Origin of the sequence: Phormidesmis priestleyi ULC007 (assembly GCF_001895925.1) — a bacterium.
GTDB classification, from domain to species: domain Bacteria; phylum Cyanobacteriota; class Cyanobacteriia; order Leptolyngbyales; family Leptolyngbyaceae; genus Phormidesmis_A; species Phormidesmis_A priestleyi_A.
In genome coordinates, this window is sequence record NZ_MPPI01000004.1 from 197,045 (window position 1) to 209,342 (window position 12,298).

General features: G+C 50.2%; 4 protein-coding genes and 2 CRISPR repeat arrays (1 of these 6 only partly in view). Of the genes, 3 read left to right on the forward strand and 1 reads right to left on the reverse strand.

Annotated elements, in window-relative coordinates; genetic code table 11:
* Nucleotides 1-4,034: direct repeats of the CRISPR family, unit length 36 nt; unit sequence GTCCCCACTCGCTGGGGAAATCAGTTGAATGGAAAC; it begins 171 nt to the left of the window's first position.
* A gap of 231 nt (nucleotides 4,035-4,265) precedes the next feature.
* Nucleotides 4,266-6,903: direct repeats of the CRISPR family, unit length 36 nt; unit sequence GTCCCCACTCGCTGGGGAAATCAGTTGAATGGAAAC.
* Nucleotides 6,904-7,352: 449 nt separating this feature from the next.
* The 3 genes from BRW63_RS28780 (at nucleotide 7,353) to moaA (ending at nucleotide 9,729) form a co-directional block, all read left to right on the forward strand.
* A complete protein-coding gene (locus BRW63_RS28780; protein WP_219898357.1) occupies nucleotides 7,353-8,018 on the forward strand; it encodes a GNAT family N-acetyltransferase in 666 nt (221 codons plus the stop codon).
* A 99-nt stretch (nucleotides 8,019-8,117) separates the two neighbouring features.
* Complete coding sequence (locus tag BRW63_RS28785) at nucleotides 8,118-8,420, forward strand: GNAT family N-acetyltransferase (protein WP_223257303.1); 303 nt, start codon at nucleotides 8,118-8,120, stop codon at nucleotides 8,418-8,420.
* A gap of 322 nt (nucleotides 8,421-8,742) precedes the next feature.
* On the forward strand, nucleotides 8,743-9,729 hold the full coding sequence (gene moaA, locus BRW63_RS05855) for a GTP 3',8-cyclase MoaA (RefSeq protein WP_073069972.1): 987 nt from the start codon (nucleotides 8,743-8,745) through the stop codon (nucleotides 9,727-9,729).
* A gap of 87 nt (nucleotides 9,730-9,816) precedes the next feature.
* Here the strand turns inward: moaA and BRW63_RS05860 are convergent.
* Nucleotides 9,817-12,298: WD40 repeat domain-containing protein (locus BRW63_RS05860; RefSeq protein WP_083582734.1), on the reverse strand; the 2,482-nt coding region annotated here is incomplete at its 5' end.

Sequence of the window (12,298 nt, forward strand, 5' to 3'; positions counted from 1 at the left end):
ATCAGTTGAATGGAAACTGGTGAAGGGCGGCTCACTCTGCCTACGATTTGAACATAGGTCCCCACTCGCTGGGGAAATCAGTTGAATGGAAACGAGGGAAACCCTCCTTCAGGGCTGTGCGCTCACGTTAGTCCCCACTCGCTGGGGAAATCAGTTGAATGGAAACCTGAATGCCCTCTCCACCATCCGAGGCGGCGATCGCCATGTCCCCACTCGCTGGGGAAATCAGTTGAATGGAAACTCGCCACTGAACTAAGTTGGTTGTAAGGGATTGAGGTTTCAATGGTCCCCACTCGCTGGGGAAATCAGTTGAATGGAAACCCTTGCTGTAAAAGCTTTTGAGCGGTCTTGTAGTGAAAGTCCCCACTCGCTGGGGAAATCAGTTGAATGGAAACCTCGTTTCTCAGTGGCGATCGTAATTAGTCGAGTGGGAGGTGTGTCCCCACTCGCTGGGGAAATCAGTTGAATGGAAACGCAACCAAATAATTAACTTGACTCAATGTTATCTCACCAAGTCCCCACTCGCTGGGGAAATCAGTTGAATGGAAACCACGATCGGCATCCCTCTATAAGAGGCGACTTTGCCGTCCCCACTCGCTGGGGAAATCAGTTGAATGGAAACATGAGACCCTTCAAGTCTTAGACGCTCTGCCTTACCGAGACAAACAGTCCCCACTCGCTGGGGAAATCAGTTGAATGGAAACTTGGTTGCAACATCCACACGGGGCAGATTTCCAGTCCCCACTCGCTGGGGAAATCAGTTGAATGGAAACCTTGACCGCTTACAACGCCGTCTGCGGGTGCATCATCGCTGTTGTCCCCACTCGCTGGGGAAATCAGTTGAATGGAAACTTACTGATCAGGAGATAGCTTTGAGTCGAATGCAGAGGTCCCCACTCGCTGGGGAAATCAGTTGAATGGAAACCTGAATGATGCGATAGCTGATGACGTGGTTATGGTGCTTCTGAAAGCGTTGGTTCCCACTCGCTGGGGAAATCAGTTGAATGGAAACTGCTTAGATTGATGCTCATGCTGGCACCCGATCGAGTGTCCCCACTCGCTGGGGAAATCAGTTGAATGGAAACTGTGAATCTGTGCCTGTTCGCAAGCTTTGGTCCATGCTTGTCCCCACTCGCTGGGGAAATCAGTTGAATGGAAACTAGAATCGCGGGTCAGTCCACACTAAAAAGTCAGTCTTGTCCCCACTCGCTGGGGAAATCAGTTGAATGGAAACTCCCTTGTCCGGTAGATTGCTCGCACGGACATTCCACAAGTCCCCACTCGCTGGGGAAATCAGTTGAATGGAAACTATTACTTTCACTGTAGATGAAGCAGTCCTAGCTTAATCCCATTAAGTCCCCACTCGCTGGGGAAATCAGTTGAATGGAAACATACTTTTTCTAGTTTGTCTTCAATTCCAGCAATAAGTCCCCACTCGCTGGGGAAATCAGTTGAATGGAAACTCAAACATTAGGTGCAGACGCTATTGAAGAATCTATTAGTCCCCACTCGCTGGGGAAATCAGTTGAATGGAAACCCCCGTCATTGCCTAGTTGGTTGGATTTCTGTCTCTTCGGTCCCCACTCGCTGGGGAAATCAGTTGAATGGAAACTCGTCAGCGTGATTTCCTGCCCTCTCGACCATCGATTATTGTCCCCACTCGCTGGGGAAATCAGTTGAATGGAAACCTCGATCGCGGTTTTGTGATGGGTGTAGATGCCCCTCAATTCCTGTCCCCACTCGCTGGGGAAATCAGTTGAATGGAAACCAGCACCTCAAGGCTTTATCTGGCTTTTAGCGCAGCCGCTTCACTGAGTCCCCACTCGCTGGGGAAATCAGTTGAATGGAAACTTGGCAATTACCCACAAATATCCAGAAGGATCAACCCAGGTCCCCACTCGCTGGGGAAATCAGTTGAATGGAAACTAAGCCTTTGCTGATTCAAGCAACTGGGCACGGTTCACGTCCCCACTCGCTGGGGAAATCAGTTGAATGGAAACTCAGGGCGATCGCTAGACGGGCTAACGTCAAACACGCTCGTGTCCCCACTCGCTGGGGAAATCAGTTGAATGGAAACTTGCGGCTCCAAAAGCCGATCGCGATCCGGGTGGGAAGTCCCCACTCGCTGGGGAAATCAGTTGAATGGAAACGTGCGGTTGCGAGTGATGTTGGAGCAGCGACCGCAGCTCAGGTCCCCACTCGCTGGGGAAATCAGTTGAATGGAAACCCGCCCGTTGTTGCACAACCACGAGGCGCACCAACAGCATGTCCCCACTCGCTGGGGAAATCAGTTGAATGGAAACAATTCTTGCTGCTTCTTGCAGCAAAGACGGCCCAGACTGAGGGTCCCCACTCGCTGGGGAAATCAGTTGAATGGAAACAGTGGTCAACAGGGATATCAGTTAGGATATCTTCGCACTTCGTCCCCACTCGCTGGGGAAATCAGTTGAATGGAAACTTCTAGTGCGGGAACGCTCACAGGCAAAAGCATCACCAGTCCCCACTCGCTGGGGAAATCAGTTGAATGGAAACCCGGGATCGATGCCAACAGCGATGGGCTGAGTGAAACGGGTCCCCACTCGCTGGGGAAATCAGTTGAATGGAAACCGCCCTAATATTCGCTACACGTTTCAGGTTGTCGATGTCCCCACTCGCTGGGGAAATCAGTTGAATGGAAACGACCTTAACGGTGCTGTTATCCAGTATGTGTCATCTCAGGTCCCCACTCGCTGGGGAAATCAGTTGAATGGAAACTTGAAACGCCACCCGGCAAGGTAATTTGATGCCAAACTTGTCCCCACTCGCTGGGGAAATCAGTTGAATGGAAACGGTACTTAAAGCGTCTTCGATCGCTTTCCTGTTTGACTGGTCCCCACTCGCTGGGGAAATCAGTTGAATGGAAACATGTATCCACCACGTCATCAGTCACGGCATCAGCCGGAAGTCCCCACTCGCTGGGGAAATCAGTTGAATGGAAACCAGAGGAACGGGTCATCTGTTTCGATAGCCGCTTCATTGTCCCCACTCGCTGGGGAAATCAGTTGAATGGAAACTTCAGCAAGTCACAGTTTGAGAACGATATCATTCCGTCCCCACTCGCTGGGGAAATCAGTTGAATGGAAACCGTAGGGATACTCGCCAAACCATAGTTCGTAATATTCGTCCCCACTCGCTGGGGAAATCAGTTGAATGGAAACGCTTTGCTCCACAACTCGATTGAGTACCAATCGGTAATCTGGTCCCCACTCGCTGGGGAAATCAGTTGAATGGAAACTTGTGAGTATATTCTCAGTAGCTTGCGTGGGAGAACTGGTCCCCACTCGCTGGGGAAATCAGTTGAATGGAAACTTTCTGTCCTTATTTTATCCCTAAAAACAAATCGATTATTAGTCCCCACTCGCTGGGGAAATCAGTTGAATGGAAACTAAACATTGATAGCACAAAGATTAGCCATTGAAGCCATCAAAGTCCCCACTCGCTGGGGAAATCAGTTGAATGGAAACTCTGGCAGCGTTGCCCCCGCTAACTACTGGCTCGTTGAAAGTCCCCACTCGCTGGGGAAATCAGTTGAATGGAAACCTGCCTTTTGAGTAACTCCTGCTCGTTTCCTAAGCTCCACAAGTCCCCACTCGCTGGGGAAATCAGTTGAATGGAAACGCATAGAGGCGGTAGCTGGTTCCGGTCGGACGGAGGTAAAAGTCCCCACTCGCTGGGGAAATCAGTTGAATGGAAACCCATCGAGGTATCGCCTACGATCGTCTGACATATAAACCGCGTCCCCACTCGCTGGGGAAATCAGTTGAATGGAAACACGATAGCGCAAATCGGCTACACGATGAACTTCCAGTCCCCACTCGCTGGGGAAATCAGTTGAATGGAAACCATCTGTTTGTGGATGCCGTCGTACACTGCACTGGTCATCGGGTCCCCACTCGCTGGGGAAATCAGTTGAATGGAAACATCGTCAATGTGCTTGGGAAGATAGGCGGCAACTCTTGTCCCCACTCGCTGGGGAAATCAGTTGAATGGGGGTGCGACCTCTACCTGATACTAAAGTGACTCAAGCCTCCTGCTGATAAGGTTTTTGAACGATTTCACAGTAGTCCTTTTGATTATTCATTGATCAATTTTACAGGCACTCAAAACCCTTATGGAGCAAAAGGTAATCGGTTTTTTCCAATGTATCGGATGGAGGTCGCACCCGTTGAATGGAAACTCCACATTGAGCCAACTCAATCGGGCAGAGGAGAGGCTTGGATACTCAAGTCCCCACTCGCTGGGGAAATCAGTTGAATGGAAACGCCAACAGTAGGTAGTTAGCGTCATCAGATCCATTGAGAGGTCCCCACTCGCTGGGGAAATCAGTTGAATGGAAACCCGTCACATCGGGAACGGTCGGAGCCAAAAAAACTGGAGTCCCCACTCGCTGGGGAAATCAGTTGAATGGAAACTCAATTACACCGTTTTGAGGCGAACAAAACCCCTTCTCAAGTCCCCACTCGCTGGGGAAATCAGTTGAATGGAAACCTAACAACAAGCGTAGATAACAGGAAGGTCATCCATAGCGGAGCGTAGTGAGGTCCCCACTCGCTGGGGAAATCAGTTGAATGGAAACTTCACAATTTCGAGTGGTGCGCCTCCACAGGACACAATGTCCCCACTCGCTGGGGAAATCAGTTGAATGGAAACCTTGATACTGGGCTGTGGCTCGACATCAAATTGTTTGTCCCCACTCGCTGGGGAAATCAGTTGAATGGAAACTTCGTTACAGGAACGGCAATGATATCGTTCTGAAATTGACCTGTCCCCACTCGCTGGGGAAATCAGTTGAATGGAAACCTTTTAATATCGAATACATCGGGCGCAACATCGCCCATCGTCCCCACTCGCTGGGGAAATCAGTTGAATGGAAACAAAAATGCGACGCGCTTGTTGTATCCCTGATTGATAGTCCCCACTCGCTGGGGAAATCAGTTGAATGGAAACTTGAGACGGAACAATGGTCGTGGGACGGGTTTACGCGTCCCCACTCGCTGGGGAAATCAGTTGAATGGAAACTTGCTGTATGCAATTAATTGATTAAGAAAATCATCCGAGTCCCCACTCGCTGGGGAAATCAGTTGAATGGAAACGATAAGTTACGAGTCAATACAGGTCAGCAAGCAAGCGCTTCTAAGTCCCCACTCGCTGGGGAAATCAGTTGAATGGAAACTAAGCAGCCTTCAGAACCTCTGTCTTGGCAGTGAGCTTGACATGTCCCCACTCGCTGGGGAAATCAGTTGAATGGAAACCCGCGATCGTCAATGCCACCAATAGCGGCACCGAAATGAGGGTCCCCACTCGCTGGGGAAATCAGTTGAATGGAAACAACAAAGTCAGCCTATCTAGCTACTCTGTAGCAGATAAAGCGTTATACAGTCCCCACTCGCTGGGGAAATCAGTTGAATGGAAACGTCAATGAGGTAAGCCGTGTCAGCGTCACCCTTGTCAGTCCCCACTCGCTGGGGAAATCAGTTGAATGGAAACGAGTTTGAGTCTTTTCAGCCGGAACTAGCTCAAACTTGTCCCCACTCGCTGGGGAAATCAGTTGAATGGAAACCTTTGTACCACCGATACCTAGTCGCATAGTCGAACTGCATGTCCCCACTCGCTGGGGAAATCAGTTGAATGGAAACTTGTGAGGGCAAGTAGCCCGTTTACAAACTCAACAAACCCTTCAGTCCCCACTCGCTGGGGAAATCAGTTGAATGGAAACGTGAACGCAACTATCCCTGCGTACCCACCTTTCCCGAAGTTGTTGGTGTAAGGTCCCCACTCGCTGGGGAAATCAGTTGAATGGAAACCGATAAGTTGCAGAAGTTGAACCCAGTCACATTCTTGAGTCCCCACTCGCTGGGGAAATCAGTTGAATGGAAACTTCTTAAACCACAGCAACCTTGTCTAATCCCATGAAAAGTCCCCACTCGCTGGGGAAATCAGTTGAATGGAAACTTTCGTCTCAGTTGCAGACGACTATCCTGAAGCAGTTCTTGTCCCCACTCGCTGGGGAAATCAGTTGAATGGAAACTAAATGACTAAGTGATTGCGAAAAACCCGCAAAAGCGGCAAGTCCCCACTCGCTGGGGAAATCAGTTGAATGGAAACCCGGCGAAAAAGCTTGCTCTCGGACAGGCAAGTTCAAGTCCCCACTCGCTGGGGAAATCAGTTGAATGGAAACGACTAAGCTATCGCGACGGCTGGCGACTGAGCTTAAAACGTCCCCACTCGCTGGGGAAATCAGTTGAATGGAAACGAATGGGTTTCGATGTGGCGTAAGTCGATGCGATTGGAGTCCCCACTCGCTGGGGAAATCAGTTGAATGGAAACTTGATAATCGACTGAACAGTAAGCCCATTCGACTTCGCAGTCCCCACTCGCTGGGGAAATCAGTTGAATGGAAACAGCTTGCATGCCGTCGGTCATTGCCTTGGCAACTTTAATCGTGTCGGTCCCCACTCGCTGGGGAAATCAGTTGAATGGAAACCCAGGGAACACGCGAACTGGGCTGGACAAATCCAGCGTTGTGCTTTAAGTCCCCACTCGCTGGGGAAATCAGTTGAATGGAAACCTGGCGAGGATGGTCTGTGATTAAGACGCGATCGTTCATGTCCCCACTCGCTGGGGAAATCAGTTGAATGGAAACCGGGGCTTTACAACAACGAAACCAAAATTATTTGGAACGTCCCCACTCGCTGGGGAAATCAGTTGAATGGAAACGAGAGATAGCGAAGTCGCAGGCATTTGCCGGGATAGATGTCCCCACTCGCTGGGGAAATCAGTTGAATGGAAACAACTCTGCATCTGCCTGGATACGATCGCGTTCTTGTAGTCCCCACTCGCTGGGGAAATCAGTTGAATGGAAACGGAATAGTGAACGAAGAAATTCGGGAACAGCTTTAGATTTTTGTCCCACTCGCTGGGAAAATCAAAGGCATCAGGTAAAACTTATACGAGCGATCGCTTCTCCAAAGACATTGCAAACAATTGTCCAAAGTATTGCTCGTAACGTTTTCTCTTCCGAGCAATTTTTCAGCAAATGTGATACTTGCTGCAATAACCTCATAACTTCTAAGAATAGGCAAACTCAAGTTAAAGGCTCTCTCTTAAAAGACTATTGTCCTCTCAAGGCAGCAACTTTTTTAACAAACTCCCTGCTTAGGCTTAGAGAATGTCAGACCTCACGACTCATACTCTGAATCTCAGCCGCTCTTAGGTTTAACAGGAAATACTACAAACATACTTCAAATTGTACGAAATTCAATGCTTGGCTGATGTAGCTCTCTGCATCCTCTCAATTGTTGCCGAGGTGCATCATGTCAGCCCTGATCAAACAATCATTCAGAACTCGATCGTATGCAGGTGAAGCAGATTTGCAAGCGATCGTAGATCTGATAAACGCTTGCGATGCCGTAGACCATTTAGACCAAGAAACCTCGGTCGAAGAGCTACGGCTCGAATTTGCAGATCCAGACTTTGAAGCTGCGCGCGATCTCCGATTGTGGGAAGACGCGCAGGGCAGATTGACCGGATATGGCTGGATGTGGGTGCCGAGTGCAACAGACGTGCAAGACGGCTTCCTGGGATTTAAGGTTCATCCCGATGTCAGGGGTCAGGGCATAGAAGACCAAATTCTCGCCTGGGCGGAGGAATGGACGCGGAAAATCGGACTAACCACACCCCGATCTGTCAAGTTGCGATCGGGTGTCCGAGAGAGTCAGGTAAGTCGGATTGCCTTGCTGGAAAAGTCTGGCTTCACGATTACCCGCTCCTTCTACCGCATGGCTCGTTCGATGACCGAGCCACTGATCACACCACAACTTCCAAATGGATATACAGTCCGATCACTCCACGAAACCGAGACAGAAGCCTGGGTTGAGATGTTTAACCAGACCTTTATCGATCACTGGGACTTTCACCCTTTAACGATCGAACAGCGGCAGTACTGGATGAAAAATCCCGACTATGCTGCTGATCTATAGCAATCCTAAATGAATTGGGGGATGGGCATCTCGCTCGTACAGGCTGGAGGCCTGTCCCATTCTTACAACTGAAATAGGATTGCTATAGATCTGGTAGCGATCGCGCCAGACGGGACGTTCGCCGCTTTTTGCCTGAGCTTCATCTACCCACGAGACAATGCTCGGACGGGGCGTAATGAAGGCTGGATTGCTGATTTAGGCACTCGTCGGGGATTTCGTAAACTTGGCTTGGGTCGGGCAATGTTGCTGACAGGACTCGATCGCCTCAAAGCGAAAGGTGTAGACACTGCTCTGCTAGGCGTTGATTCTGAAAACCCATCGGGCGCTCTACGGCTCTATCAGTCTGTTGGGTTCCGCCAGTTGTTCGCAAACATCGTCTACTGCAAAGAGCTTTCTGTTTAGCGATCTCCCGTTCTCTTTGACTAAAAAAAACCTCAGTTCAACAGAAGCGGTTCGCTCCGGTTGTGAATTCGGGAGAGCTACCTAAATCCTCCAAAATTGGCGGATTTCAAGCCAAAATTTCCGGTTCAAAGTTCCCCAGAATGGGGGATTTAGGGGGCAGAAGCCGTTGACAACGCAGCGAAAAAACTCGTCGAACTGACGTTAAAAAAACGAAGTCGGTTAATACCTAAGCTGGTAAGTTCCGGCTTTCTAAGCTCCCCGACTCTTCGGGCGGGTCTTGAAAGCCCCAGCATTTATACTTGGGGTTCCCTACAATAGGATCATGAACCGAGTTGATTATCTCCGAATTAGTCTGATCGATCGCTGCAACTTTCGATGTCAATATTGCATGCCTGAAGGAGCAGACATTGACTATGTGTTGCAGCAAGATCTGCTGACTCAAGCCGAACTCTCAACCCTTTTGCGCGAAGTCTTCATTCCCGTTGGGTTTACCCGATTTCGCTTAACCGGGGGCGAACCTTTGATTCGTCCGGGTGTGGTAGATATTGTTCGAGAGATTGCTCAGTTTCCCGAAACACAAGATCTGTCTATGACGACCAATGCCTTTTTGCTAGAAGGGCTGGCGCAAGATCTCTATAGCGCGGGGCTGCGGCGCATCAACATTAGTTTAGATTCCTTAGAGCCAGAAACCTTTGACAAAATTGTCGGCAATCGCGGGCGATCGCGCTGGCAACAGGTTTGGGCTGGCATTCAAACAGCTTATCAGGTGGGCTTTAACCCTTTAAAGCTGAATGTTGTAGTGATTCCTGGAGTCAACGATCACGAAGTGTTAAACCTGGCGGCGTTGAGTCTCGATCGTGAATGGCATATCCGCTTTATCGAGTTTATGCCGATCGGAAACGATGATTTGTTTAATCACAAAGGTTGGGTGAGTTCAGAAGACTTGCGGCGACAGATTCGCGATCGTTGGGGACTCACAACCTCACAAGTGCAGGGAAACGGTCCCGCCGATGTCTTTCAAATTCCGGGCGCTAAAGGAACGCTGGGATTTATTAGCCAAATGTCAGAATGCTTTTGCGATCGCTGCAATCGCATGAGGCTTTCTGCCGATGGTTGGCTGCGCCCTTGTTTGCTCAACGAAGACGGGCAGCTTGACTTGAAAACAGGGTTACGATCGGGCGTTCCGACTTCACAGCTACGAGAACAAGTCAGCGATCTTTTAAGCTTGAAGCCAGAAATCAACTACAAACAACGCGAGTCTGGCACCGCCGGAACCTATAGCCGCACGATGTCTCAAATCGGGGGTTAAGATAGCAATCCTATTTCAGTTGCGAGAGTGGGACAGGCTTCCAGCCTGTACGGGCAAGATGCCCATCCCACCATTCACTTAGGATTGCTATAGTTCGCTCAAATCGACTGCACCCAATGTTTTGAGGGTGGCTTTTTGCGCGTCGGTTGAGCCAGTCATGCCTGTAATATTCATGCCCTCATAAGGTCGCGGATTTCGCACCACTTTTAAACACACCCCGGTGTTCGCATCCCAAAGGCGCATGGTTTCGTCTTCGCTGCCACTGGCGATCGTGGTGCCATCGCTGCTGCAAGCCACTGACCAGATGCGATCGCGGTGCCCTTGCAAGACATGCTCACAAGCTCCAGTGTTGGTATTCCAGAATTTAAGCGTGTGATCTAACCCACCACTGATGATCGTGTTTTCATCTGCGCTGAAGATGGCAGACTTGACGCAATCTCGATCGTGTAGCGTTTGCAAACATTCTCCAGTCTGTAAACTCCAGCGTTTAACGGTGTGATCGTCACTGCTGCTGAGTAGCGTTTGCTGATCGCGGCTGAAGGTGACTGAGCAGACGCGCCCCGTGTGTCCTTTTAAGGGCGTGAGCAGTTGATCAGTGAGAGGGTTCCAAGGCTGAATGTGGTGATCTTCAAGTCCGATCGCGACCCATTCTCCATCAGGGCTGAAGGCAATTGACCAGATGCGGCTTTGAGTGTTTAAGACGCGCAGACAGTCCCCGGTCGCGATGTCCCACAGCCGAATGGTTTGATCAAAGCCAGAACTCACAAGCTGTTGACCGTCAGGGCTAAATGCGACTGACCACACCCAGTTAGTATGTCCGCGCATGGTTTTTAGACACTGCCCCGTTTGCCGATCCCACAGGCGGATGGTTTGGTCAAAACTGCCGCTCGCTAGGGTTTGACCATCGGGGCTAAATGCGACTGACCACACCCAGTTAGTATGTCCGTGCATGGTTTTTAGACACTGCCCCGATCGATCCCACAGTTTGAGGGTGTGATCGGCGCTGGTGCTGGCGATCGTTTGGCTGTCAGGGCTAAAGGCGACCGATAACACAAAATTGGTGTAACCCTGAAAGGTTTTGAAGCATTCACCCGTGGGGCAGTTCCACAACCGCACCGATTGATCCGCGCTGCCGCTGGCTAACATCTGACCGTTGGGGCTAAATGCTACCGAGCGCACGGGTTCCGTGTGTCCCTGTAAGGTTTTTAAGCACTGTCCGGTTTGCCAATCCCACAGTTTGAGGGTGCGATCGAAGCTGCTGCTGGCCACCCTCTGACCATCGGGGCTAAAACTGACGCAGCGAATCTCGTTGGTGTGTCCGGTTAAGGTGTTCAAACAGCGCTCTGTCTCCAGATCCCACAGCTTAACAGTGTGGTCATAACTGCCACTCACCACCGTCTGACCATCGGGGCTAAAGTCCACACCGCGCACTCCGCTCGTGTGTCCGGTTAATGTTTTGAGACAGTCTCCGGTTTGAATATTCCACAGTTTGAGGGTGCGATCGTCACTGCCGCTAATCAAGGTTTGACCATCGGGGCTGAACGCGATCGAGCAAACCCAGTGCTGATGTCCATTTAAAATTCGTAGACATTTCCCAGTCTGAAGATCCCATAAACGGATGGTGCGATCAACGCTGCTACTGGCTACCATTTGACCGATCGGACTAAATGCCACCGAGACGAGCCAATCGCTGTGCCCTTCAAAGGTTTGTAAACATGCCCCCGTTTTCACTTCCCACAGTTTGACGGTTTTATCGGTACTGCTGCTCACCAGGGTTTGACCATCGGGACTGAATGCGATCGAGCAGACCCAATGCTGATGTCCCTGACAAGTGAGCAGTTTTAACCGATGGCGAAGCAAGGTGCCGTCACGATCGCACAGTTGCCACAGATGAATGTCTCCTGCCGTATCGCTTGCCGCCAGCACACTGCCATCAGGGCTAAACGCCACCGACCAGACATTTCCTAGCGTCTCAGAAAAGACCGATTTGCTTAGATCAGCATGACTGAAGTTGACCTGATGCAAAGTTGCCCCTTGCAGGTGAGCTTGCCACACGGCCAGATTAGAAAAGTCGTAGTCGGTTAGATCTACATTAAGTTGCCGCAGCAAATTGATCACATTTCCGGCACCATACCCGGTTGCACAATCAACCTGTTTTTGAAGGGTGAACAGCACTTGCTTGAGCTTTTTTTCGATCTCCGATTTGCAATGCGTCGGTGCCATTAAGCGATCGAGCAAGGGTTGCACAATCATCCGAATCTGGCTCTCGCGCACTTGATCTTCGACATCGGCTTTCATCAGCGCATGACTCGTCAATAAATGCAAATCTTGCGTGGTGATTTCTTGATGCACCTGGTCAATCAACTTTTCAGCGACATACTCCATGACGACAGGTTGCAGGGTGAAGCTTGCGCCGTGTTTTTCGATCAGAGGTCTGCGGGCTAGAGATGCAAGCGCTTCCATGAGATGGCGCTTTTGCACCGTGGGCACCAAATCTGCGGCAAAGTCGGCTAGCGAGGCACCTTCTCGGTTAATTGCTAACCAATACATGATTTGTTTTTCTAGATCA